Source organism: Pontibacter akesuensis (assembly GCF_001611675.1).
Classification (GTDB): domain Bacteria; phylum Bacteroidota; class Bacteroidia; order Cytophagales; family Hymenobacteraceae; genus Pontibacter; species Pontibacter akesuensis.
The window spans coordinates 1,347,644-1,372,912 of the sequence record NZ_CP014766.1; the positions used below are offsets into that span (position 1 = coordinate 1,347,644).

General features: G+C 50.3%; 25 protein-coding genes. 13 read left to right on the plus strand and 12 right to left on the minus strand.

All coding sequences use genetic code 11. The features are described 5' to 3' along the window. Positions 1–8: 8 nt before the first annotated feature. A complete protein-coding gene (locus tag A0W33_RS05560) occupies positions 9–833 on the minus strand; it encodes a hypothetical protein (protein WP_068837241.1) in 825 nt (274 codons plus the stop codon). Between the two features lie 25 nt (positions 834–858). Further along, complete coding sequence (locus A0W33_RS05565) at positions 859–2,385, minus strand: AbgT family transporter (RefSeq protein WP_068837242.1); 1,527 nt, start codon at positions 2,383–2,385, stop codon at positions 859–861. Between the two features lie 241 nt (positions 2,386–2,626). On the opposite strand from A0W33_RS05565, the gene A0W33_RS05570 reads away from it, so the two are divergent. The 4 genes from A0W33_RS05570 (at position 2,627) to A0W33_RS05585 (ending at position 5,445) form a co-directional block, all read left to right on the plus strand. Then, positions 2,627–3,520 carry a S66 peptidase family protein gene (locus A0W33_RS05570; RefSeq protein ID WP_068837243.1) on the plus strand — a complete coding sequence of 298 codons (894 nt, stop codon included), beginning with the start codon at positions 2,627–2,629 and terminating at the stop codon, positions 3,518–3,520. A gap of 139 nt (positions 3,521–3,659) precedes the next feature. Further along, a complete protein-coding gene (locus tag A0W33_RS05575) occupies positions 3,660–4,082 on the plus strand; it encodes a hypothetical protein (protein WP_068837244.1) in 423 nt (140 codons plus the stop codon). A 234-nt stretch (positions 4,083–4,316) separates the two neighbouring features. After that, positions 4,317–4,886 (plus strand): DUF4256 domain-containing protein, encoded by a 570-nt coding sequence (locus tag A0W33_RS05580; RefSeq protein ID WP_068837245.1) that lies wholly within the window; start codon positions 4,317–4,319, stop codon positions 4,884–4,886. 82 nt (positions 4,887–4,968) lie between these two features. Beyond that, positions 4,969–5,445: a hypothetical protein gene (locus A0W33_RS05585; protein ID WP_068837246.1), complete on the plus strand. Its 477-nt coding sequence runs from the start codon at positions 4,969–4,971 to the stop codon at positions 5,443–5,445. 120 nt (positions 5,446–5,565) lie between these two features. Here the strand turns inward: A0W33_RS05585 and A0W33_RS05590 are convergent, their stop codons facing one another. After that, the gene (locus tag A0W33_RS05590; protein ID WP_068837247.1) at positions 5,566–6,618 is read right to left on the minus strand and encodes a glycoside hydrolase family 43 protein; all 1,053 of its coding nucleotides are present in this window, start codon (positions 6,616–6,618) and stop codon (positions 5,566–5,568) included. Positions 6,619–6,849: 231 nt separating this feature from the next. On the opposite strand from A0W33_RS05590, the gene A0W33_RS05595 reads away from it, so the two are divergent. From A0W33_RS05595 to A0W33_RS05610, 4 genes are all read left to right on the plus strand, one after another. Next, on the plus strand, positions 6,850–7,626 hold the full coding sequence (locus A0W33_RS05595; RefSeq protein WP_068837248.1) for an SDR family oxidoreductase: 777 nt from the start codon (positions 6,850–6,852) through the stop codon (positions 7,624–7,626). A 160-nt stretch (positions 7,627–7,786) separates the two neighbouring features. Then, positions 7,787–8,704 (plus strand): DUF5996 family protein, encoded by a 918-nt coding sequence (locus A0W33_RS21190; protein WP_068837249.1) that lies wholly within the window; start codon positions 7,787–7,789, stop codon positions 8,702–8,704. 412 nt (positions 8,705–9,116) lie between these two features. Beyond that, positions 9,117–9,326, plus strand: a complete 210-nt coding sequence (locus A0W33_RS05605) for a hypothetical protein (protein WP_068837250.1) — start codon at positions 9,117–9,119, stop codon at positions 9,324–9,326. Positions 9,327–9,413: 87 nt separating this feature from the next. Further along, positions 9,414–11,141 (plus strand): erythromycin esterase family protein, encoded by a 1,728-nt coding sequence (locus A0W33_RS05610; protein WP_082815140.1) that lies wholly within the window; start codon positions 9,414–9,416, stop codon positions 11,139–11,141. Between the two features lie 197 nt (positions 11,142–11,338). Here A0W33_RS05610 and A0W33_RS05615 read toward each other — a convergent pair whose 3' ends face one another. Further along, the gene (locus A0W33_RS05615) at positions 11,339–11,584 is read right to left on the minus strand and encodes a hypothetical protein (protein WP_068837252.1); all 246 of its coding nucleotides are present in this window, start codon (positions 11,582–11,584) and stop codon (positions 11,339–11,341) included. Positions 11,585–11,945: 361 nt separating this feature from the next. On the opposite strand from A0W33_RS05615, the gene A0W33_RS05620 reads away from it, so the two are divergent. The 3 genes from A0W33_RS05620 (at position 11,946) to A0W33_RS05630 (ending at position 15,053) form a co-directional block, all read left to right on the plus strand. Then, positions 11,946–13,382: an amidohydrolase family protein gene (locus tag A0W33_RS05620; protein ID WP_068839955.1), complete on the plus strand. Its 1,437-nt coding sequence runs from the start codon at positions 11,946–11,948 to the stop codon at positions 13,380–13,382. 47 nt (positions 13,383–13,429) lie between these two features. After that, the gene (locus A0W33_RS05625; RefSeq protein WP_068837253.1) at positions 13,430–13,762 is read left to right on the plus strand and encodes a hypothetical protein; all 333 of its coding nucleotides are present in this window, start codon (positions 13,430–13,432) and stop codon (positions 13,760–13,762) included. A gap of 268 nt (positions 13,763–14,030) precedes the next feature. Further along, complete coding sequence (locus A0W33_RS05630; RefSeq protein ID WP_082815141.1) at positions 14,031–15,053, plus strand: ABC transporter ATP-binding protein; 1,023 nt, start codon at positions 14,031–14,033, stop codon at positions 15,051–15,053. 27 nt (positions 15,054–15,080) lie between these two features. Here A0W33_RS05630 and A0W33_RS05635 read toward each other — a convergent pair whose 3' ends face one another. Next, positions 15,081–15,782: an endonuclease III domain-containing protein gene (locus A0W33_RS05635; RefSeq protein WP_068837254.1), complete on the minus strand. Its 702-nt coding sequence runs from the start codon at positions 15,780–15,782 to the stop codon at positions 15,081–15,083. 206 nt (positions 15,783–15,988) lie between these two features. Between A0W33_RS05635 and A0W33_RS05640 the strand changes: the two genes are divergently transcribed. Then, positions 15,989–16,681, plus strand: coding sequence for an MBL fold metallo-hydrolase (locus tag A0W33_RS05640; RefSeq protein WP_068837255.1), 693 nt, complete (start codon positions 15,989–15,991; stop codon positions 16,679–16,681). Positions 16,682–16,846: 165 nt separating this feature from the next. Next, complete coding sequence (locus A0W33_RS05645; protein WP_068837256.1) at positions 16,847–17,485, plus strand: DUF2238 domain-containing protein; 639 nt, start codon at positions 16,847–16,849, stop codon at positions 17,483–17,485. A 111-nt stretch (positions 17,486–17,596) separates the two neighbouring features. Here the strand turns inward: A0W33_RS05645 and A0W33_RS05650 are convergent, their stop codons facing one another. From A0W33_RS05650 to A0W33_RS05685, 7 genes are all read right to left on the minus strand, one after another. Next, complete coding sequence (locus tag A0W33_RS05650) at positions 17,597–18,007, minus strand: hypothetical protein (RefSeq protein WP_068837257.1); 411 nt, start codon at positions 18,005–18,007, stop codon at positions 17,597–17,599. Positions 18,008–18,215: 208 nt separating this feature from the next. After that, positions 18,216–18,884, minus strand: coding sequence for an OmpA family protein (locus A0W33_RS05655; RefSeq protein ID WP_068837258.1), 669 nt, complete (start codon positions 18,882–18,884; stop codon positions 18,216–18,218). Between the two features lie 268 nt (positions 18,885–19,152). Beyond that, a complete protein-coding gene (locus A0W33_RS05665; protein ID WP_229802221.1) occupies positions 19,153–19,998 on the minus strand; it encodes an OmpA family protein in 846 nt (281 codons plus the stop codon). Positions 19,999–20,112: 114 nt separating this feature from the next. After that, the gene (gene accD, locus A0W33_RS05670; RefSeq protein ID WP_068839958.1) at positions 20,113–21,009 is read right to left on the minus strand and encodes an acetyl-CoA carboxylase, carboxyltransferase subunit beta; all 897 of its coding nucleotides are present in this window, start codon (positions 21,007–21,009) and stop codon (positions 20,113–20,115) included. A 154-nt stretch (positions 21,010–21,163) separates the two neighbouring features. Next, positions 21,164–22,222 carry a class I fructose-bisphosphate aldolase gene (locus A0W33_RS05675; RefSeq protein WP_068837260.1) on the minus strand — a complete coding sequence of 353 codons (1,059 nt, stop codon included), beginning with the start codon at positions 22,220–22,222 and terminating at the stop codon, positions 21,164–21,166. Between the two features lie 310 nt (positions 22,223–22,532). Next, positions 22,533–23,747, minus strand: a complete 1,215-nt coding sequence (locus A0W33_RS05680; RefSeq protein WP_068837261.1) for an amidohydrolase family protein — start codon at positions 23,745–23,747, stop codon at positions 22,533–22,535. Positions 23,748–23,881: 134 nt separating this feature from the next. Further along, positions 23,882–25,183, minus strand: a complete 1,302-nt coding sequence (locus A0W33_RS05685; protein WP_082815142.1) for an amidohydrolase family protein — start codon at positions 25,181–25,183, stop codon at positions 23,882–23,884. Positions 25,184–25,269: the final 86 nt, after the last annotated feature.

Consider the following 25,269-nt stretch of genomic DNA (forward strand, 5'->3'; position numbering starts at 1 on the left):
ATCTTTTTTTACTTGATGTTTATTTTTACTTGTTGCAAGATGCTGTCACCAGCTATGGGGCCTCTAATTTTAAAAAATGTCAGGTAAACTAACGTATCACTTTTAGGAAGACTAAAATAAATCGTTGAGTCTACTGGCGAAGAACCATTAACATCCTTGCTGTTTACTTGAAAATAAAGTGAAGAGGAATGAGACTTAAAATTGTGATGTGCTTTCACTACGTAAAGGATATTGTCTGAATACCCTTCTTTTTGAAACAAGCCTTTGTGATTTATTTTTCTTTCTTGCTCAGACCAGCCTCCAATTAGCATTACACTATCACTGCTGTAGGCAACTATGTCTTCTGAAAACTGCAAGTGGCCTAAAAAGGCTCCGCTTTGTCTCGAGATTGCCGCTGTATCGCTTATCGGTTTAGAATAAATTAACCCAAAAAAACCAAAATAGTAAATGTAAAGACTACCTACTGCAGGAATAAGTAAGCTAGATAGAAAGGCATTCTTAAAATCGTTTTTTTGAGCGAATTTCAATTCAATGAAGATGAGTCCAGTGGCAATAACAAGCCCAAATAGTAAAAAAAGGTTAATAAAGCCAGCACCTGCCATATCATGCGTTCCTCCTGCAAACAGCTTGATAAAAAAGTCATTCAACACGATTGCTACTACAATAAGAAGCACCCTGTATGACAACTTCATTTCAGCCCTTATAAGCACATATGAAACAATCAGAATAACTACTGGAGTAAGCAAAACAGATGCGGGCGCAGCAACATTCCCAATGAAGTTACTGACAGCTATCAAGGCTCCTGCTAAAGTAACTCTAGCTTCGTTTGTCATACTTATAAACTTCTAAATCTCTCACCTATGGCATATACATCTCCGCTCCCGGGCCAATTGGCAGGTCCAGCAGAATCCAGATCACGAGCAGGATTACCCAGCCGATGAAGAATACCACCGTGTAAGGCAGCATGGTAGAAATTACGGTACCGATGCCTGCTTTCTTGTCATAGCGCTGTATAAAAGCCACGATCAACGCGAAGTAGGACATCATCGGAGAAATGATATTTGTCACGCTGTCGCCGATGCGGTACGCTACCTGCGTAAACTCCGGTGTGTAGCCCAGCAGCATGAACATCGGGATGAACACCGGTGCCATGATGGCCCACTTAGCTGAGGCAGATCCCATCACCAGGTTGAGCAGCGCCGCTACAATGATGAAGGTGATCATGAGTGGGATATCACTTAAGCCCAGTGTTTTGAGCACATCCGCCCCGTTGATGGCCAATATAAGCCCGAGGTTGGTCCAGTTAAAGTAAGCTACAAATTGGGCTGCGAAGAATACCAGCACGATGTACGAGCCCAGCGTTTCCATAGACTTGGCCATGCCGCGCATCACGTCGCTGTCGTTTTTGATGGTTCTGGCCCCGATGCCGTACGCGATGCCCGCGATACCAGCCAGCAGGAAAATAAAGGCCACAATACCCGACATGAAAGGCGAGTGCAGGATCTCGTTTGTCTCCGGGTCGCGCAGGTAACCGTTCTCCGGAATCAAGCCACCAAGTATAAAGGCAACCATCAAAAGTATGGCAATGGTAGCGTAAAGTATACCGCGCTTTTCCTGTGGGTTCAGGCGGTCGATGGTCTGTGGTTTCTCATCGCCCTCATACTCTCCCAGCCGCGGTATCACCACCCGCTCCGTAACCCAGGTGCCCAGGCCAGCAATTAAAAAAGTGGATACAAACATGAAGTAGTAGTTGGCGGCCGGGTTAACAGCATACCCCGGATCAATAATTCTGGCAGCCTCGGTAGAGAGGCCGGCCAGCAAGGGATCGACGGTACCCAATAGCAGGTTAGCGCTGTAACCACCGGACACACCGGCAAAGGCAGCAGCCAGACCAGCCAGCGGGTGGCGACCAGCCGCCAGAAAGATAACCGCAGCCAAAGGCACCAGCAGCACATAACCTACTTCGGAAGCGGTGTTCGAAATAACGCCGGCAAATACGATCACAAAGGTGAGCAGGCGCTTCGGCGATGACAGTACCACCATGCGCAGCACCGCACCGATCAGGCCCGTACCCTCCGCAATGCCAATGCCCAGCAACGATACCAGCACCGTGCCTAGCGGCGCAAAGCCCGTGAAGTTCGTCACCATGCGCGTCAGGATCATGTGCAGGCCTTCAGTCGAAAGCAGGTTGAACGGCGTAATGGTTTCGCCGGTGCCGGGGTGCGTTACGGCCATATCAAACTGGCTGGCCACCCACGAAAGGATAACCACCAGCAAGGCAAACCCCGCGAAGAGTGTGGCGGGGTGCGGCAGGGCGTTTCCAATGCGCTCCACCACCGACAGGAATTTATCTACACCCGATTTCTTTTTGTGTACTTCAGTCATAAAAGGCTAAGGTTTATTAGTCACACGTTTTGGAGCCGTACAAATGGGTTATCAGCAAGTATAAAATATGAATTCTTGTTGTTGGCACCTGCTTTAGCCACTTTCCTTTCAAAAGTCTTTTGTATTGCTACCTGTGTCTTGTGTCTTTGTAAAAGCGTGTCGAATTTGGTTAAAAAAAGGCGTGTTCGCAAATCTAGTCTAAAAGCTATATCTTGGCCTATAGCAAACCCACAGGTACACCATGATTCCAGCACTTCGCCCCGGCGATAAAATAGCCATACTTTCCACTGCCCGCAAAATCACCGTACCCGAGATTGAGGTGGCCATCCGTACCTTTGAAAACTGGGGCCTGGAGGTAGTGCTGGGGCAAACGATTGGCGCCAGTTACCACCAATTTGCCGGCGACGATGCCCTGCGCCTGCAGGACCTGCAGCAGATGCTCAACGATGCCAGTATAAAGGCCATTGTCTGCGCCCGCGGCGGCTACGGCACCACCCGCATCATCGACCGGGTGGATTTTACTAAATTTAAGGAGCACCCCAAGTGGCTGGTGGGCTTCAGCGATATAACTGCGCTACACAGCCATATCCATACCTTGGGGCTGGAAAGCATACATGCCATCATGCCCGTGCTGTTCCCGAAGGCCGGCACCGCCGACTCAATCGAAACGCTGCGCCTTGCCTTGTTCGGGGAGGAGCTGACTTACACGGCCGCACCGCATCCTTTTAACCGCAGCGGCACCGGCACCGGGTCTTTGGTGGGCGGCAACCTCTCCATGCTGCACACGCTTACAGGCACCCGCTCCGACGTTAGCACCGACGACAAGGTTCTGTTCCTAGAAGACCTGGACGAGTACCTCTACCACATCGACCGCATGCTGGTGCACCTCGACCGCAGCGGCAAATTAGCAAACTTGGCCGGCCTCCTCATCGGTGACATGAGCGACATGAAAGACAACGCCATTCCTTTCGGCAAAACAGCCTATGAGATCATTCTGGAGCACACCGACAAGTATAACTACCCTGTGTCGTTTGGATTTCCGGTTGGCCACGAGCCACTGAACCTGGCCCTGGTATGTGGCCGTGAGGCGAAACTGGAAGTAAATGAGGCTGGGGCAAAACTAGTTTACTGCTGATATGAATTGGCGGCATGATGCCCTGTAAAGCACTGCTTTCAGGAGAAAGAGTAATGTTTAACGAACTTTCAGATACTGTGCAGATAAGTTGAATAACTCCACTTACACTCTAATTAGCAGCAATTATAAGCCAAGAGAAATGAAAAAGTTAATCTACATGAGCACCACCTTGTTGCTCTTCTCATGTTCAGCGACAAAAAAGGCTGTACCAACACAGCTTCTGGACAATCAGACATTTATATTAACAGAAGTCTCGACAGATCCCACATACGGCGTTTCCGAGAAAAACCCTGTTGAAGTTGGTGGAGTCGATAAAAGTGAAGGGCCACTGAATGAAAGAAGATACCTGAATGCATTGGCAGGACCTAATGGAGAGCGAGTAAGCTACTACAGAGCTGGAAGTTGCTGTGCTGTAAAAAGTAAAAATGGTTTTATGGGAATGGCTATGCTTGACAACTATAGGGTAACCTGGGAGGGCTCAAAAGACACCGTATCAATTTACATAAACATGTACGACTATGGAGAATTGAAAGCTCCTGTTGGATTTACCATAAAAGAATAAAACCTGTGCTTATTGATCTTTTCGGCTTCTACCCAAGAGTGCATGTACCTATACTGCATTTTATAATAGCTGCTGTTGTGACAGAAGAGTTGTAAAAACATTTTTATAACAGCAAAGCTTAGAAGCTCGCCAAAGCCAGCCTTAACCTAACGGTTGGCGGTAGAGCAAACATGCGCTCACCTGATATAACGCATAGTAGGTTGCAATACGTCATCAGTACACTAAATCATTTTTATGGCAAAGAAAATCGAGGAGAGAGTACCGTTAAAGCAACGGGAAGAACTGCTAAGCGTCCTGAAGGTGCGATTTGAGCAAAACATGAACCGCCATGAAGGTTTTTCGTGGGCTGAAGTACAATCAAGGATCGAGATGAAGCCTGAAAAAGTCTGGTCGCTTAGCCAGATGGAAGAAACGGGTGGTGAACCGGATGTGGTGGGTTATGATAAAGACACAGGAGAGTATGTATTCTACGATTGCGCTGCAGAAAGCCCGAAAGGCCGCAGAAGCGTTTGCTACGACCAGGCAGCACTGGAGGCAAGGAAAGAACATAAACCCAGGAGCAGTGCCATAGGTATGGCGGCCGAAATGGGTATTGAGTTACTTACAGAAGCACAGTATCGCGCTTTGCAATTAGTCGGAAAGTTCGACTCGAAAACATCCAGCTGGATTGCAACACCAAAAGACATTAGAGCGCTCGGGGGTGCCTTGTTTGGTGATTGGCGTTATGGAAATGTTTTTATATACCACAATGGTGCGGAATCTTACTATGCTGCCAGAGGATTTCGTGGCTCGCTAAGGGTTTAAGCTTTGAAGAGAAAGGACAATAAGCGTTAAGAGAGCCTGCCTTTGTGTAACAAATTCATTGAGTGAACACAAGTATCCAAATATGAGAAGAACATTGAACGTACTAACCGTGCTTTTTCAGACGGGGTTAACTCTTGTCTTCTCGTTTTGTGTGTATATGCTTTTTGCTCTTTTCGACTACAAAGGCGGGATAGCAAACTTTGTGGGAATCGTCTTGTTTCAGCCACTGGCCGCATTGCTTGCCGCAGGATCTACGCTTGTATTTAGCTTTATAGTAGGTCTACCAATTCGAATAAACCGCCAATTGAATATCTGGTGGAGAAAGCACTTCTATGTTTCTCTATTCTTGGCTTTGTTGGGCTTAGGCTTTTGCGCTGCATCTTTAACCCCACTACTTATCGAAGCAATACCATATGGAATGGACGGAATGGATTTAGAATATACAGTCCCAAATAAGTTCCTATCCATAACAGGCTGGTTTATTCTCTCCTTTGGATTATTACACTTGTTCCCGCCATACTGGCTTCAGCAGAAAGTCGATAATCTATTTACAAAGTAGATTCAATAAGAAATAGCAATCAAGCCTTTAGGTGACGGGTAGGAGAACCCGAAACAGCAAAGGAGTCAAACCACAGACGATCTGACTCCTTTGCTATTCAGGATTGGAAGGCGTATAACGCTATTGTTTCTTTGCCTCCTTAGCCTCTACTTCATTGTCGCCCAACTCCTGTCCAAAATCAGGCATACCGTCTTCTGTCCACTTCAATACACGGGCACGGGTATGGCGGTTTGGATCGTAAAGTGGCTCGCCCTCAATTTCTTTGTAGTCGCGGGCATGGTAAATCATCACATCTGTTTTGCCGTCCTCAGCCACTGTAAAGCTGTTGTGCCCCGGCCCGAAACGCTTCAGCGCTTCGTTTGAAAAGAAAACCGGCTCAGGCAATTTGTTCCAGGAAGCAGGATCAAGCAGGTCGGCATTTGCATCGGCCCAAAGCAGGCCAATGGCATAGTTGGCATCGGTGGCACTGGCCGAGAAAGTTACAAACACTTTCCCGTTGCGGATAAGTACAGCCGGGGCCTCATTTACATTATGCCCCTGCCTTTCCCACGCATACTCAGGCACGGAAATAACCACCTGCTTGTCGCCTAGGGTGGTGGGGCTGGTCATCTCTGCAATGTACAAGCCTGTGTTTATCTCCTTGTCAGATGCCCTGTCGGTCCAGATCATGTAGCGCTGGCCTTTGTGCTCGAAGGTTGTGGCATCAAGGGAGAACTCATTCCTATTGCTTACAATCTCACCTTCCTCTACCCATTCGCCTGCTGTCGGATCCTCCGACGCGTTTGACAAAGCATACTTGCGTATCGCCCATTTATCCTCGGCTGAGCCGGCTGCAAAATAAATGTACCACTTGCCATCTATCCTGTGCATTTCAGGAGCCCAGATGTGGTTTCCCATGGGTCCTTCGGTATGTTTGCGCCACACCACCACCGGTTCTGCCTCTTTAATACCGTTAATCGTTTGTGCCTTGCGTATCTCGATGCGATCATACTCGGGTACGGTGGCTATAAAGTAATAAGTGCCATCGGCCGACCTGGTTACATGGGGGTCTGCCCGCTGCAAGGCAATGGGGTTGTCGAACTGGATCTTCTCCGACTCTTGCGGCGTGTTTGTGCATCCACTGATAAGAAGGAGCACCGCAAGCATGAGTTTCAAGCGTTTTATAGATTTCATGTCGTTTTATTTGATGGTTCAAGAATAGTGATCTATAGCTAACATCGCATTGTTAATTATAAATGTAAAAACTACATTTATAATTAACAAGTATAATTCCTGCTACTTCATTGCCTCTCCTTTTCAAAGTCTTTGTGGTATGATGCCGCACAAGCCCCCCGAACAGTACCAGCGCCCGTTGCACCCTACAGGAAAGCGTTGTATATTCACTTAGCAACAAGCCAATTCACGATGCAAACAGGAAAAGTTATACTTGTAGTTGGAGGCACCTCCGGTATCGGAAGCGCCACGGCGCAGTTAGCCGCTGAAAGAGGATACACTGTCGTTATAGCTGGCAGGGACCCGCAAAAGGCTGCACAGGTAATGAAAGCCATAAAGGAAAAAGGAGCTTTAGCACATTTTCTTCAGACCGATATCTCAGACAGCAGGCAGGTAGCGCATCTGGTGGATGAAGTTGTCAGGCTTTACGGCAGGATGGACGCTGCCTGCAACAGTGCCGCGCTGGATGAAGGCGTGGGCGTTGCTTTGGCGGATGTGGAAGAGGAGGCTTATGATTACCAGATGGGCGTAAACCTGAAGGGAATCTGGCTGTGCATGAAGTACCAGATCCGGCAAATGCTGAAGCAAGGCGGCGGAAGTCTGGTGAATGTGTCGTCCATCAACGGGCTGGGTGGCGCACAGGGCGCTTCTATCTATTCTGCGGCAAAGAGCGGCATGCTGGGCCTCACCAAATCGGCTGCCCAGGAATATGCCACCGCTGGAATCAGGATAAACGCACTATGCGCAGGTGCTTTCAAAACACCGATGCTGGAGAATGTTTTTAAAAAGGCCAATCCGGACAACCCCTCCCAGGTAGAGGAGCAGTACAAGGCTTTTATCCCGATGCAGCGCATTGGGCACCCTTCTGAAGCGGCGGAAGCGATACTCTGGTTGCTCTCTGACCAGGCCTCCTACATAACGGGGCACTCCATGATTATTGACGGCGGCTTCAGTTCCAGCTTCCGATAGACTTTTGCAGGGTAAGCCACACATTGCCCAATAATCACCAGCAGCACCTTGAAACATAACCGCTCTATACTTGTAAAGAAACAGTAGCTGTGGACCAGAAGCCAGGTGCTTTGGTTCTAAGCAAAGGTTTCATTTTTTCCATCTACATAGCGCATAGCGTATGGAAAACCGGCATTGGCCTGAACTGAACTACAGCGAGGCAAAGGAGACTTACCAGACCATCCATTTATGGTCGCAGATAGTTGGCAAAATCAAATTGGGGCTACTGCCGTGGATAAACCATTCGTGGCATGTGGCGCTGCTGCTTACTCCACACGGGCTAACAACCGGCGACCTGCCCGCCCCCGGGAAGCATTTTCAAATTGACCTTGACTTTATCCACCACCAGCTACGGGTACAGACAAGCCAGGGAGAAAAGCGTGAAATTAACTTGGCCAGCTTATCGGTTGCCGCCTGCTATACTGAGCTACTGGCCTTGCTGAAAGCGTTGGATATTGAAGTGACAATTTACCCTATACCCTCCGAAATGAAGGATCCTACGCCCTTTCCGGAGGACGAGCAGCACGCCACGTATAACCCAACCCATGCCACAAACCTGCACACAGCCATGCTGTCGGCCAGTAAAGTATTCACCCAATTCCGATCTGAATTCAGTGGCAAATGCAGCCCGGTCCATTTCTTCTGGGGCAGCTATGATTTAGCAGTTACGCGCTTTTCCGGACGTGAGGCCCCGCCGCATCCGGGCGGTATCCCGAACCTGCCCGACTGGGTGGCCCGGGAAGCCTACTCGCAGGAGGTGAGCAGCTGTGGCTTTTGGCCCGGAAGTGAGGCCTTACCGTTTGCCGCCTTTTACAGCTATATGTATCCGGAGCCAGAGGGCTTTAAGCAAGCGTCGATAAAGCCTGAAGCAGGATATTATACTACCGATTTAGGAGAGTTTATACTTCCCTATGCAGCCGTGCGACAGGCCGAAAACCCAGAGGAGCTGTTACTGGAGTTCCTGCATAGTACCTACACGGTCGGCGCCGATTTGGCTAACTGGGACAGGGCGCGTTTAGAACTGCAACTGGGAAAGTAGCCAAACCCGTCTTCTGCTCCCTCAATTTGGGCAGGGCCTAACCGCTATCGCTAATCAAATGCGCTTAAAACGACTCTTCCTTTGATAACCTATTTGCTCTAATTATATTAGCTAAAGGTTATACTTTGCGGGCAGCAAAAGCGGATCATACTTCAGGAGAAAACGTTTGCCGCAAAGTATGGCCACTGCCCTGGTGAAGCAGTTGAGTAAATATGATACACCAGTATGACGCATACTACACACTTCCTTACATAAGCATATAGAAAGCATGAAAACATTTACTCTGACGCCGGTACTGCTCCTGTTAGCTGCCACAGGCTATGCCCAGACCTCTACTTAAAAGCCAGCACAATTTCCTTCTATTGATTACAAAGCGCTTCACCTGCAGTACATTGGAAAAGATTCCACGTCGGTGCTGGAGCGTATTGGTTACAATGGGCTGGGCAGCAACTCACTTCAGCAGCCTTCTGTTGCTGGTCTACCCGCAGAAGTGGAAGCAGCACCAGACCTGAATTATAAAATGCCCATCATGCGGCCAAACCCTGCCACTGACTTTCAGCTGCTTGCGATCAAACCAGATTCTTCCATCCATTACCACCTCCTGATTATAAAACCGGAATAGGGTCGCTTTTTCCCCTTAGAAAAACAAGTATACCTGCGTTTGCCCAGCTCCACAACTCGCAAAAACCCCGACCTCAAGCATCAAGCGATGAAAACACCCTACGCCTGTCAACAAGCGGGCAAGCAGCTTCTCTTTGTTTTAGCGCTCCTTTTGGCTAACCACATCGCCCAGTCACAAGGCTCCCGCGCCGTAACCCAGGATATTCAGCAGCATTTCATTCCTCTGTCTGGCTCACCCGAAATACTTCCGCCAGCGTTCCTGCAAAAGCTGGAGGGCAAGCGATTAGTTGGTTTGGGAGAAGCAACCCATGGCACTGCCGAGTTCGAGCAAATGTTCTCCCTCCTGGCCAGGAGCTTGGTGCTGGAGCGGGGTTTCAACGTCGTTATACTTGCAGAGGCCAACTTTTACGACACGCGCGCCCTGAACGATTATGTGGTGTACGGTAAGGGGAATGCGGAAACAGCCGTCCGGCACATACGCCACAGCCCTACTTTACTCGTGGATGATGAGGAAGCCAGAAAGCTTGCCGAATGGATTCGCGCGCACAACAGGACAAAAGTCGTAGAAGACCGGGTGTGGATGCTCGGAATAGATGCCATGGCTCTTGGCGGGGGAGCCTACAATGCTTTGAAGCTGTGCCGTGAGCGAAACATCCCGCTGCCACCAGCAACGCACCAGTACCTAAGCGAGCTCGCTTCCCTTTCGGCTGACATGTATGAGAACTATGCCAGAACGCTCCCGCTGGATACGGCCCTTGCCAGGTTAGCTCCTTTGCTACGGGCTGTGCAGCACCAAAAATACAAGCCTGATTTAAATGAAGAACAGCAATGGTTGCTGCAGAGTGTGATGACGCTGGAAAAGGCAATCAGTTTCCTATACGACCACCATGTAAAGCACGAATGGTCTAAGCAGCAGTTCCGGGACGAAGCCATGCTTGCCAACATTAAATGGGTGCTTGAAAGAAGGCCTGCTGCCAAAATGATAATTTATGGGCATAACGGACACATGGGGAAAGAAGTAGGCTATCAGTTCTTCAACGGCTACACGCACCTGGGTGGCTTGTTGCATAGCACTTACGGAAAAGACTTCTATGCTATCTGCACCGAAGCCCATGCCGGTAGCTTCTGGGCCGGAAAAGACAACCCAACCAGCAGCATAGCTCAAAACAAGAAAAAGATTGGCCTTGCCATCGGACAGGCTGTTGACGCCCCTGCCGGCTTGCTGGAATTAAACGCCACACCTGCGCTTACAGCATACTTCAACAGCCCCTTGTACATGACCTTCGGCAACCTTACCGGCACCAATTATTCTCCTGCCAGCACAGTAAATCTCGCGTCGGCTTTCGACGCTTTGCTCTTTGTGAGGGAGTCCACACCGAAAGTGCCTGTCAAACCAAAATCTGCCTTAAAAAGATTCTCCTTCAACCTGGTAATGCAGCCAGCGCAACTAGCACAGTTGGCAGAGAAAGAAAGCATTTCTGTTTCTGTCCAGAGCGGGCACACGCCATTAGGAACATCGTTGTCGGGTGAGGGAGCCTATGTGAGTCTGATGTTTTTAGACAGCCAGAACCAAATAGTAGGCTATCAGGCGACGTGGTTAACGGCGGACATGAAACTGCATGAACAGCACTACCCGCTTCCACCGGGTTCAGCCAGAATGATGCTGACCGTGACGGGCAGTAACGTGGCAGAACTGCACCTGGCTGACCTGCAGGTGAACGGCATCAAAATAGACCTTAGCAAAATGAAATACTATGGCGAGGGTTATGACACAAGTATAGCGGCAGGCAGAATCGTACTCAAAGAAAGAGGATAAAAGTTAATTTCCCGCACTGGAGCGGGTACTGCCGCTTTCCCTGATGCCCCTTCCTCAAAGTATGCTGCAGATGCTTGCAGCTGTACTGGCTGCCTTATGTTATACTTGCGCCGGGAGCAAGGAAGCTGCAAAAACAAAAGAGGCAGAAAACGAGGCTTATCGCCCTGCTTCCTGCCTCTTTCTGGTGTTCAGCTATACTAGTTGTTGATCTTGATATCTACTTTCTTGGTTTCGAGTGATCCTCCGTCAGGCCCGATCTTTATGGTTGTTCCCTTCTCCTTCTCCACAACAACCTTCTCAACCGGTGCCTCCACCTGCACCACTTTCACGGTTTCTGTTTCGGTGGCTTTTTCTACTACCTCAACCTGTTCCGCTTCGGGTTGGTTGTTGCAGCCAACAGTTAGGAATAGGGCACACGCACTTAGGGCATAAATAAACTTCATACTATTACGATCTTATAAAAGTGACGACAAACAAAAATAGATAAAGCTTAAAGTCCTGATTCGGACCAGAGGGGATAGTACTTTCTTGCCTTGTACAAGGTAAGCATTTAAAGGCAGAGTAACTAGCTGTGCACTATATATTAAATGTTTATTTAAAGGGGCACAGACAAAAACGTTATCGGGAAGTATAACCGTCAATTGCATGCCTGCCTGGCTTTACCGGCACCTGCAGGCCGGCTATGCCCACATTGGTTGCCAAAGCCTGAATTATGCCTATATTCGTAAATCATGCGTAATGTACTCGGGCTATATTTTCCTTTGCGCCTGCACAAAACGCTTCTGCATCCTTAACTTCACTTCTATGACTAGAATTATACTTATCTGCCTGGGCCTTGCTTTTATACTTGGTAGCTGCCAGCGCACTAAAAACGGAACCGCTGCCCGTGCGGAAAAGGAGACCTACGACCTGCTGCTGCTGAACGCCACTGTTGTGGATGTCGCGTCTGGCTCTCTGACACCCGGCCAGCTGATCGCCATTTCCAACGACACGATCCGGATGGTGGACGCTACAGCCAACCGCGACAAGTATGAGGCTCAGCAGGTAATAGACGCCAGCGGCAAATACGTGATGCCCGGCCTTTGGGACATGCATGTGCACTTCAGAGGCGGCGATTCGCTTATCGCTGAAAACAAGAACCTCCTTCCCCTGTACCTGGCCTATGGTGTTACTACCGTTCGGGATGCCGGCGGCGACATAGTACCCAGCGTACTCAGCTGGCGCGAGCAGATCAAAAACGGAAACCTGCAAGGTCCTACCATTTTTACGCCCGGTCCGAAACTGGATGGCGCCGCCCCGGCTTGGGCAGGCTCCATCGAGGTAGTGAATGCAGGTGATATTGAAGCTGCTCTCGATTCGCTGGAGAAGCTGCAGGTAGACTATGTGAAGATGTACGACGGCAGCCTGACCAAAGAGGCCTTCTACGGCATTATACAGGCCGCCGAGAAGCGCGGCATGAAAACAACCGGGCACATGCCCCTGTCCGCCGATATTGTGCAGGCCATTGACTACGGCCTCGACGGTTCGGAGCACATGTACTACACCCTGAAGGCCACCTCGCCGTTGGCCGATAGCCTCACCAAACTGAACCTGGGCTACGGCATGATGAACCAGATAGTAAATTCGTTTGACCCGCAGCTTGCCCGCGAGGTGTACGCGAAGATGAAAGCAAACAACGTATATATCACCCCTACCTTGCACATCGGGAAAGTGCTTTCTGAGCTCCTGGACACCGACCACAGCCGGGATACGCTATTGCCTTACATGGGCAGCGGCATACAGCAGACGTACCAGCGAAGAATAGAGGGCGCCAAACGGGCGGGCAGAAGTGGCAGCGACGCGCGGCAGAAGATGGCCCAGCTCAACATGGACATGATCGTGCCGATGTATGAAGCAGGTGTGAACATTGTTGCCGGCTCTGATGCGGGCCCTTCCAACTCGTATGTGTACCCGGGAGAATCGCTGCACGGCGAACTTCAAAGTTTGGTGAAGGCGGGGCTCTCCCCGCAACAGGCTTTGGTTACCTCTGTCATCAACGGCCCTAAATTTTTCGGTTTGGAGAACTCCTACGGAAGCATCGAAAAAGGAAAAGTGGCAGACCTGCTCCTGCTGAACGCAAACCCACTCCAGAACATCGCCAACACCAGCAACATAGCAGTGGTGGTAAAAGGCGGCAGGGTACACGACCAACAGGCAATCAACCGGATGCTGCAGGCGGTGAAAGCTAATAACAGGAAGTAATATACTTGTCTGCTATTTGCCACTGCTCGCAAGTGAATATATAAAAAATGGACTCTAAGAATATCTATATTGCATACATGCACTTTTCTAATAATATAGAATGGAAAATGCACAGAGAAACTGAATGGATGTATTTAGGAGTCGGAAAAGAGTTCAGAGAAGTCGAGGCCGTTGAACTAGTTAACTCTTTCTTCAGCGAAAACGATATATTCTTTATTACCGACAGACATAATTCATTTATGATCGGCAAGAGCGAGGCAATATTAAAGGTTAAAGAATATATAGCGGAAAATGATCCAGTTCTTGCCAACAAAGACTTTAGCAAGATGATAGAGTACAACAAAATAGGAGTTGTAAGAAAAGGACAAAGAAGTCTTTAACTTTAAAAAAGTATGATGCTTAATCATTTTCAAGTAATCAATCAGATGCTGCAGGCGGTGAAGGCTAATGACGGGAAGTGAGTAGGGATTGTTTATACTTGACAACAAGGGTATAGGTGGAAAACAGGGAAATGCTTTGCTTCTCTGCTATACTTCCAACCCTGCACTAACTCTGATTTAGAATTAAGCTTTCCACTATCTTCCGCTTCCTTACCTTTGCAGCAAACACTTAGGCCTGATTAATTTGTTTATGCCTCCCACACCAAGTATGAATCAAGCCCAGGAACATTACGCTACCGGCTACAGTGATTTTTTAGAAATTAAGGGAATTAGCTTAGCGGCAGAACGAGGCCCTGTGCTGCAAGACATTAACTTTACGCAGCAGGAGTTCCAGCGCGTGGCCATTGCCGGGGAAACCGGTTCCGGTAAAAGCACGCTGCTGAAAGTGATCGCAGGCCTGGCACAGCCTACAGCCGGCCAGGTTTTTTTTGAGGGAGATGAAGTGGAAGGCCCGGCCGAAAAGCTGGTTCCCGGCCATCCGGGCATCGCCTACCTCTCACAGCACTTCGAGCTTCCTAAATCGCTGCGGGTAGAGCAGGTGTTGAAGTACACCAACACACTGCCTCAGGAAGATGCGGAAACGCTATACGACGTGTGCCGTATCACGCACCTGCTAAAACGCAGAACAGATCAGCTATCGGGCGGTGAAAAACAGCGCGTGGCCGTAGCCCGGCTCCTCTCCTCCTCTCCCCGGCTGCTGCTGCTTGACGAACCCTTCTCGAACCTCGACATGGTCCACAAAAGCACCCTAAAAGCTGTGATCCAGGATATTGGGGAGCGCCTGCAAATTACCTGCGCCATGGTATCGCACGACCCGCTGGACTCGCTTTCGTGGGCAGACCAGATTCTGGTGATGAAAGCTGGGCAGGTGCTGCAGCAGGGGGCTCCGGAGCAGGTTTACAGGCAACCGGGCAATGAGTATATAGCTGGCCTGTTTGGCAAGTATACCTTACTCTCTCCTGCTCTGGCTAAGGCTTTCGCTGTTCAGCCTAGTGAGGGCATGCAAGGAAAGAAGGCGCTTGTACGGCCAGAGAGCTTTAAGCTGGCAACGGGAAATTCTTCAGTTGAAGGAAAAGTAAAGCAGGTTGCCTTCTTCGGCAGCTATTACGAGGCAGAGGTTATACTTGCAGCTGGCACAGTAACAGTTAGAACCGCTGACAGCAGCGTGTCTAGTGGCGATGCTGTTGCTATCTCGCTCCCGCCTGGTGCGGTTTGGTTTGTGGAGGCATAGCCTGCTGAATCCACCACTGAAGCACCCTCACGTATCAATCTTCTTCAACCGCACACCCTGGTAATAATTGCAGATGTGCTGCAACACGCACTCCTCGCACTTGGGGCTGTAGAAGGTGCAGACGCGCTGGCCGTGCCAGAACAGGTGCTTGTGAAAGTTAAACAGCTCCACCGGATCTTTGGGGAGCATGCTCAGGAGCAGGGCGTGCGCCTTGTTAGCCGTTACGCTTGCCCCAATCAGCCCCACCCGCTGGCTCACCCGAAACACATGCGTATCTACGGGCAGCACGGGTTTCTTAAAGTTGAAGAGTAGCAGCAAGGTTGCTGTTTTCAGGCCAACGCCTGGCAGGCTTGTCAGCCACTCCATCGCCTCCTCCACGGGTATGTCCTTCAGGAAATCTATATTTATCTCTCCCTGCTTTTCCTGTATCCGCCGCAGCGTCTGCTGTATCTGCGGCGCCTTTTGGCCGGGGTAGCGGGTGGTCTGGATGGCATCGGCTAGTTCATTCTCATCAGCCTGCATCACGCCCTCCCAATCGCCAAAGCGCTCCAGCATAGTGTTATAGGCCTTCACCTCGTCGGCATGGTTGGTGCGGTGCGAGAGCATGGTGGAAACGAGCTCGTGCATGGGCGTACGGCGGCTGTCGAGCGTGAGCCGCTTGTATGCCTGGTTCAGCAGCTCATGCGTCTGTTGCGTTTTCTCGGCGGCGGGTAATTGGTGAGCATCCATTCTAAAAACGTTAGTGCTCTGGTTGTACGGCCTTCCCCACTACGCTGTTAAGTATAGCATTTTTATATGTTGTGAAGCACCGGTCAACTGATTAAGCTTCAGCAACTGCAGCAGCAGCAATGTAACTTTACACACAACTATTTTACTTTTTCAACGCTATACAGCAAGGCTATCTGTTTTTTACGGCCTTCAGGGTCTCTACTTTTATGACAATTAAATTTTTAGGTACAGGCGGCGCATTCGATACCGACTATCTGAACTCATCTGCAATAATGGAGTTTAACGGGATGAACCTGTTAATCGATTGTGGCTTTACAGTTTTCCCAACACTAGTAAGAAAGGACCTGGTACGGAAAATAGACCATATTTTACTTACTCACCTGCACAACGACCACAGCGGCAGCCTGGCCAACCTGCTGCTCTATAAAGGCATTGTGGAAAAGTCCGAGCGCCCTGTTATACTTTACCCATCAGAGCAGTTCAGGCAGCAGCTTTACCGCTTCCTGGAAATACAACTGAAGGAGCCTGACACCTATGCCGAATTTGTGCCACTGGAGCAGTTTGAGGGAATCTCGTGTGTAGACACATATGGCCTGCACTCTGAGGGCCTGCAGACGTACGCGTATGTGTTTGACAATGAAGAGAGCCGTATTGCCTACTCAGGCGACCTGGCCCGCCCAGAAGTGCTTTTCGATAAGCTGGAGAAGATGCCGGATAAAAAGACCTGCGTTTTCCACGACATCACCTTTAACTCGGAGAATAAGGGCCACACGTACTACAAAAAGCTGCTGCCGTACATGAACGGCGTGGAGATGTTCGGCTACCACTGCGATCCTACGCTGAGCCCGGCGGACAATCCCATCAGGCTGGTGTTTTTTCAGCAGGCTTTTATGGCCTGACCTTTCGCTGGTACTATCACACAGGCAATGCCTATGGGTGCGCGTGCAAAAAGCGCTTTATTCAGAGCAACTAAGGCATATCTCCTAAACTTTCCGTATACAGTCGCAGTTCCAACTGCGGATTAAGCTGCTATACACCTGCCGCGCGCGTACCAAAGTGCAACCATGACGACCAAACCCGACGCTAAGAAACCTTACTTAAAACAGCCGCTACACCTTTTTTACAGCGCGCTTCTCCTGATCTTCTGGGTTTACACCGCCATCACCACACCCAACTTCGATAACTGGATAGCGGAGAATATCCTGACCGTTTCCCTCATTATCATTCTAGGGGCTTTTTACAACATCTTCCGCTTTTCGAATACCAGCTATACCTGCATATTCCTGTTCCTGCTGCTCCATATTTACGGCAGCCAGTACCAGTATGCCAACAATCCATTTGGTGATTGGCTGCAGCAACAGTTCAGCCTGCAGCGCAACCACTACGACCGCCTGGTGCACTTTGGCTATGGTTTGCTACTGGCATATCCTATTCACGAGGTACTAGCCAGGGGCTTCCGCGTCAGGCGTTTCTATAGTTACCTGCTCCCGGTGGAAATTATCTTATCGACGGGTGCGCTGTATGAACTGCTGGAGTGGATTGTAGCCGACTGGGTGTACGGCGGTGGAGAGAAGGCCAGGGCTTTCCTGGGGATGCAAGGCGATCCGTGGGATGCCCAAAAAGATCTGGCATTGGCTGTTGCAGGTGCCGCTATCACCATGTCTGTAGCTTTTGTGTTCTCGAAGAAAAAGAAGGATAGCTAACGCTGTTTAGAAGTTAGTGATAAACAAAAGGTGTAGCAGCTTCATGTAAAAGCCAGGTGAGTCCGTCGACCGAAGTATGGTTTTTACAGAATGCTAGCAAATGTATTTCTTTCAATATGGCTGAAAAGTATACACCTCTTGAAATTCATATCCATTGATATAACTTCTAACTTTCAGATTAATTTTTTGATCGTGTTCAATGATTCCTTCATACACGACTAGTCCTGACTGAGTTTTAGTTACAAATTTTATACTATCATCTGTCACCTTAAACTTGCCTTTTCCTATATGAATAGAGGGAGACTCAAGCAGCTTTCGTACTTTTTCCAATTTATATGGCGAACTGATCGCAAGTACTGTACTGTCATCATGGAATTTTAAGTAATGTTTCGAATTTTCCATGCCATGCGTTGGCAAATCAGTAACATAAACACCATCTGTATGCAAGATGTATTCCGCCTCTTTGTGCTGACAGGCAGTTAATAATATGAACGCTAAAATTAAAGGCACCAAAATTTTCATGATTACATCTACCCGTTAACGTGTGGCTTTCATGTGCGATAAACTTCACCTTGAATTTATTTCGTGCTGCCAATTTAGTTTGAGCGCATCGTGTTCTTATAAGTATGGCTTAGCTATATTAACCTACACCAAAGGGCAAAAAAAACCAGCCGCACCCCCGCGCGGCTGGAAAATCACCAATAATCCAATCAATCTACTACTTAATCTCTTATAGTTCTCCGCGTTGAGCGGCTTTCTTCATTTTCTCGTTGGCGAAGATGGCAATCTCTACACGGCGGTTCTGCTGACGGCCAGCAGCTGTGCTGTTATCTGCAATCGGCTGATCATCGGCATAACCGGTAGTGGTCATACGGCTGCGGTCTACACCTAGCCCTGACAGGTAATTAGCCACGGATTGTGCACGGCGCTCAGACAGCGGCTGGTTGATAGAACGGTTACCCGTGTTGTCAGTATGGCCTTCAATCAGAATTTCCGTGTCAGGGTATTTCTTCAATGTCTCGGCCAGCTGCGCGATGTCGGTTTTGGCACCAGCCTGAAGCTCAGCAGAGTTTACAGGATAAAGTATACCGGCATCAAAGGTAATTTTGATACCTTCACCGATACGCTCTACGTTAGCGCCTTCCAGGTCGCGGCGAAGCTCTTCCGCCTGTTTGTCCATTCTTCTGCCAATAAGGGCACCAGCCGTACCGCCAACAGCGGCACCAATGATAGCACCGGCAGCAGTGTTGCCCGCAACTCTACCTACCACGCCACCTACCACGGCTCCAGAGCCGGCACCAATGGCACCGCCTTTCGTCGTGTTGTTCCATCCTGAGCAGGAAGAGAACAGAACTGCTATAACTATCAGTATTGAAAAGTTAATTCTTACGTTTTTCATAATTTCCATAATTTATACATCTGAAAATAAGAGATCAGATTATGAGCCTTGTACTCCTTATATACAATAAATGTTATATTAAATTCTTTCAAATATATTGCACTTTCCGCAGCAACCACTCCCTGTATCGCTGCTTTATACGTGATGTACAGGATTTTATACGCACTTTCTCCCTCGAGCAAGAATAAAAGAAATTCTCTTTTATTCCTTAAAACAACAGCGCCGGCCCCAAAAGGAGCCGGCGCTGTTTTATCAGATTACTGAATGGTTACTTTACTTCGCCTTTTTCGGCGGCTTCTTTCAGTTCCTCGTTCGCAACAATAATCACCTCCACACGACGGTTTTTCTGACGTCCTTCTGCAGTGGTGTTGTCAGCGATAGGCTGGTCGTAGCTATAGCCTTTGGCCTGCAGTCGCGACCCATCCACACCCAAGCTACGGGCATAAGCTGCCACGGCTTCGGCACGGCGCTCAGAAAGCTTCTGGTTCAGGTCGTAAGAACCAGTGTTGTCGGTATGGCCTTCGATGATAACGTTGGTTCCTTGATAATCCTGCAGCGTTTTAGCCAGTTTCTGTATGTCCTGCTTTGCAGCGGCGCTAAGCTCGGCGGAGTTTACCTGGAAAAGGATACCAGAATCGAAGTTCACGCGGATGGCCTCCCCCACACGCTCCACATTCGCATTTTCCATAGACTTCTCCAGTTCCTCGGCCTGCTTGTCCATGCGGCGCCCGATAACGGCACCTGTTGCGCCACCTACGGCAGCACCCACAATGGCACCTGCGGCTGTATTACCTAACCTGTTTCCGATCAGGCCGCCGATCACGGCACCACCACCGGCACCAATCAGGCCACCTTTGGTTGTTTTATTCATTCCCTCTTTCTCCTGCGTCTTGGCCTGAGTAGTAGTTTCTGTATTACCCGAGCCTGCCACAGGCGCTGCCGTCTGGCAAGAAGAGAACAACAGCGTAGCGGCTAGCATTGAGCTCAGAGATAGTTTTATTACGTTCATGGTAGAAAAAATTTGTAAGTGTTTAATCCGTTTGATGTTGCTGTAAAGTATAAAAACGTTTGTCTCCACAGGTAACGCAAGACCTGTGCCAAACTGTATTCTCATACTTCAAAATATTTTACGGCTGCTATATAAGCTAATGCTATACACAGCGGTGGCACATAAAAAAAGTCTGCCGGCGCAACACCAGCAGACCTCTTTATACTTATACGGTCTCTATTAAGATACCTTAGTTGCTTTTTTTACCTTAGGCGCGGTGGTGACATCCTCCGGCAGCAGCACCATGCTCAGCAGTTCGCCAAGCTTGCTCTTCAGCTGTTTACGGTCTACTATGAAGTCCAGAAAGCCGTGCTCCAGTACGAACTCCGCACTTTGAAAGCCCTTCGGAAGATCCTTTCCAATTGTCTCCTTAATCACGCGCGGACCGGCAAAACCGATCAGGGCACCCGGCTCTGAAATGTTAAAGTCTCCGAGCATGGCATACGAAGCCGTTACGCCACCTGTCGTTGGGTCTGTCAGCATGGAGATGTAAGGAAGCTTCGCCTCAGACAGCAAAGCCAACCTGGCAGAGGTTTTGGCCATCTGCATCAGCGAGAAACCAGCCTCCATCATACGCGCACCACCCGACTTGGAGATCATCAGGAAAGGCGTGCGGTTTTTGCGGGCGTGGTCTATAGCGCGGGCTATTTTCTCGCCTACCACCGAACCCATGGAGCCGCCAATAAAGGCAAAGTCCATACAGGCAATGGTCAGATCCTGGCCGTTTATCTTTCCCTGGGCTGTGCGCACCGCGTCCTTCAGGCCAATAGCCTTCTGAGTGGCAGCAATTCGCTGCGGGTAGGCTTTGGTATCCACAAAGTCAAGGGGGTCAGCCGAGGTCATGTCCGCATCCAGTTCAGTGAACTCGTTGTTGTCAAACAGTATGGCGAAGTACTCTTTCGAGCCGATGCGGTCGTGGTAATCGCACTGCACGCAGGTGTTCAGGTTCTTGCGGTGCTCGGCCATACTTGTCACGGTCTTGCATTCAGGGCACTTATACCACAATCCATCCGGGGTTTCCTTCTTCTGCTCAGTAGGGGTGTGAATTCCTTTGTCTGCTCTTTTAAACCAAGGCATCATAGTTAACAGCGTGCATTCCGCACTTTAAAGTTTATTGGCGCTTCGCCACATGGCAAGGTGCATCATGTAAATGACCTGCCCTGGCCATCCGCAAGCGGGTAAGCTAAGGCAGGTCACAAAAATATGTAATAATCAGCAGTTCTGCTACAAATTAAGCCAGTGTAATCTCATTTGCCAGATACACACCCTGAATGGCGTTCAAAAGCTCCACACCCACTTTCATGTCTTTCTGGAAAGCCTTGCGGCCGGAAATCAGCCCCATGCCGCCCGCACGCTTGTTTATCACCGCCGTACGCACGGCATCCACCAGGTCGGATTCGCCCTTGGATTCGCCTCCGGAATTAATTAATCCGGCACGTCCCATATAGCAGTTGGCCACCTGGTAGCGCGTCAGGTCGATCGGGTTGTCGGAAGAAAGGGCGCTGTACATTTTCTCGTGTGTCTTGCCGAAGCCGATAGCCTTGAAGCCGCCGTTGTTCTCAGGAAGTTTCTGCTTGATGATATCAGCCTGGATGGTAACGCCCAGGTGATTTGCCTGAGCCGTAAGGTCGGCAGCCACATGGTAGTCGGTGCCATCTTTCTTGAAGGCGTTGTTGCGGGTGTAGCACCACAGGATGGTAGCCATGCCCAACTGGTGTGCCCGCTCAAAGGCCTCGGCTACCTCCACTATCTGGCGCGATGACTCCCCAGAACCAAAGTAGATGGTGGCGCCTACAGCCGTTGCGCCCAGATTCCAGGCCTCATCCACGGAGCCGAACATGATCTGGTCATACTTGCTCGGGTAAGTCATCAGTTCGTTGTGGTTGATCTTTACAACAAACGGAATCCGGTGCGCATACTTCCGCGACATCATCGCCAGGTTGCCAAAAGTAGTGGCCACCGCGTTGCAGCCGCCTTCCATGGCCAGTTTGATGATGTTCTCTGGATCGAAATAGATAGGGTTCGGTGCAAAAGAGGCTCCGGCCGTGTGCTCAATGCCCTGGTCTACCGGCAGGATGGACAGGTAGCCCGTGCCCCCCAGGCGGCCGTGGTTGAATAGCTGCTGCAGACTGCGCAGCACTTGTGGTGAGCGATTCGACTGCACAAAAATGCGGTCCACGAAATCTGGCCCCGGCGCGTGCAGCTGCTCTTTGGCAATGGTTTGGCATTTGTGCTGCAGCAGGTTCTCTGCTTCGGAGCCGAGCAACGAAACGATGTTATCGTAAGTCATTGGCTTTGTTCGTTTTTAGGAAGAAATGTGAAATGAATGAAACTTGAAGTATAAGCTTAAACGCAATTTCAGATTTGATTCCTCTACTAAATACCAAAGCGGCAAAGCCCTTTCAGGCTTTCGTACCGCAGTGTTTTTCATAGCATGGCAGGCACCTTTATTGGTGTCGCAGGCTTTTAGGCTTGCTCCAACCTATACTTCAGCCAGCAATAAAAAGTTTTGCAGCGCGGCCTGCTGCCGTATTTTATACCTGAGTTAAAGTATGGCCACTGGCGCAAGTACACCTCTGCGCCAGTGGCCAGGCCTGGCGCTACTTACAGGTGTTGTTCACCACCTTGCCGTCTATAATCACGGCACACACATGCGAAGTATATTCAAACGGGTCACCATCGTACAGCACCAGGTCCGCATCTTTGCCCTTCTCCAGCGAGCCAACGCGCTTATCCTGCCCAATGATTTTGGCAGGTGTGGAAGTAACAGCCGCCAGCGCCTGCTCGGGTGTCATCCCGTTGGCCACGGCAGCACTGGCCTCAAACAATAGCACGCGCGCCCGCGGTACATACTGCTCAAAGCCGCTCTGTATCGCCACCGGAATGCCTGCTTTGGCAAGTATGGCCGCCGTCTCGAAGGACATGTTCTTGTTGTCGCCGTTTGCCCGGGCCATGGTAGGGTGAAGGATAACGGGCACACCCGCAGCCTTTATCTCATCCAGCAGCAGGTAAGCCTCGGCAGCGCCGTCCAGCACCAGATCCAGCTTAAACTCCTTTGCCAGGCGCAACGCTGCCATGATATCCTGCGAGGTGTTGGCCGTAATAAGAGATTTATACTTGCCGTTGAGCACGCCCACCAGGTAATCCATTTTCAGGTTCCGGTCCGGGCGCTTGCTGGCGTCTGAATTACCGGATTTCTTCGCGTAAGCCTGTGCCGCCTGCAACTCGGAGCGCAGCATTGCCATGCCTTTCGCCGATGTCTTGGGCGAGTTGTAGTTCTCCCCAACCGACGTACCCAGCGTAAAGGTCACCATACTTGTGGTGTCCATCAGGGTGGCAAAGCCATCCGGCGATGTTTTAATCGTCATGGTCTGTCCGCTGATCAGTGCGCCCGGGCCATGCCCCGTGTTGATGGTGGTCACGCCATGGTCGCGCACCCACGCCACCAGCTCCTCCTGCGGATTGTAAGCGTCCAGGGCACGCAGCTCTGGTTGAATGGGAGCGGTTTTTTCGAGCTGCTGCTGGTCGGCCGGAATATTGTAGATACCCGCCAAGCCTACTGTGGCATGCGCATCTACCAAGCCGGGCGTCACGACTTTGGCGATGTACACGGTGTAGTTCTGCGGTACCTGCAGGTTGGCTCCCACGGCCTCTATTTTACCGTCTTTCAACAGCACCACCCCGTTTTTGATCGGCGCACCGGCCATGGTATAAACCGTTTCGCCTTTCACAGCGATCTGCGCTTGTGCCTGTTGCCCACCAAGTATGGCAAGCCCCGCAAGTAGGACCGCAGCAAAATGTATCTGTTTTTTCATGTTGATCTTTTTGGGACATAAGACGCAAGACTTTTTATTAGGGAAGACTTTCTGCTCCCTTTCTGAAGTCCAGCTTTGCTTATCTATTGTGCTGAAAAAGTCTTGTGTCCTGTGTCTATAATCCTGTGTCTTTCTTAATGTGCGTGATAATGCAAAATGCCATCGTAGGCGCGGAAGCCGCCGGTGGCGTAGGCCTTGTCCTCTGGGTTGGCGAGGTCGAAGCGTTTCTGGCCCTCTACCCACGTCTGCTCTATTTTGGTGTACACACTGAAGGGCTCGCCGCTCAGCACGATAAAATCGGCATCCTTGCCCTTCTCCAGTGACCCGACGCGCCCATCCAGTTCCAGCATTTTAGCACCGGCTATGGTGAGACCCTCGATAGCTTTTTCGCGGCTCATTCCGGCACGCACGGCCAGGGCCACGTTGCGCATGAACAGGCGGGAATCTGTGATACCGTCATCGGTGTGGAAAGCGGTCAGCACACCGGCTTTTTCCAGTGCAGCCCCATTCGTGTTGCTTAGCTCCACTGCCTCCGACTTGCCGCCCGGCGAGTCCAGCGTAATGATGGAAGCGGGCACACCGGCTTTTGCAATTTCATCGGCGGCTTTCCAGGCTTCGCTTACGTGGTGCAGCACCAGCTTAAAGCCGAACTCCTCTTTCAGGCGCAGGGCCGTCAGGATATCGTCGTAGCGGTGCGTGTGGAAGTGCACGATGCGCTTGCCCTCCAGTATCTCCACCAGCGGCTCCAGGTTTGGCTTACGCTCCGGCATTTTGTCTGCCTTGCCTTTGGCCGCCTTTATTTTCTGGTTGTAGGCCTGCGCATCCAGGAAAAGCTGCCGCGCCATGGCCGCCGATTTGGCGCGCGTGCCTGGGAAAGGCGCCGGCCGCATTGGATTGGTGCCGTTGGCCATTTTCATGCCGCCGCAAATGCCGTTAATCACATCGTCGCAGAAGGTCAGGTCGCTTATGGTGTTGCCCTCGCGCATCTTCAGGTACACGGTCTGGCCGCTCATCAGGTGGCCGGAACCAGGCATCACATTCACCGTGGTAATGCCGCCTGCCAATGCCCGCTTAAAGGTGTCGCTGATGGGATTGATGCCGTCGATGATCTGCACGTCAGGGTGCAGGGCTGCGGAGCCGTCGCCGCCGGAGCCTTCGCCCAGGTGCGAATGCGTATCCACCAGGCCCGGCATCAATACTTTGCCCGTCATATCAAACTCCTGCGCGTTTTTGGGGATGCGCACTTTGTCGGCAGCGCCCACGGCGGTGATCTTCCCGTTTTGCACCACCAGCACCCCGTTTTCTATTGGCTGGCCCACCACCGGGATTATTTTAGCGCCACGGAAAACATGCGGCTGCTCCTGTGCCAGCGCCGTGCCCGAGCTAAGGAGCACCGAGAGGCCCAGTGCCGCCAGAAGCTTTTGGTTGAGTATCATAAAAGTTCAGGGTGATAAAGTGTAGATCAGTTTAGCTTCACAACTTAGGCATTTCTAAGTATAAAAAAAACACATCCAGCCGATAC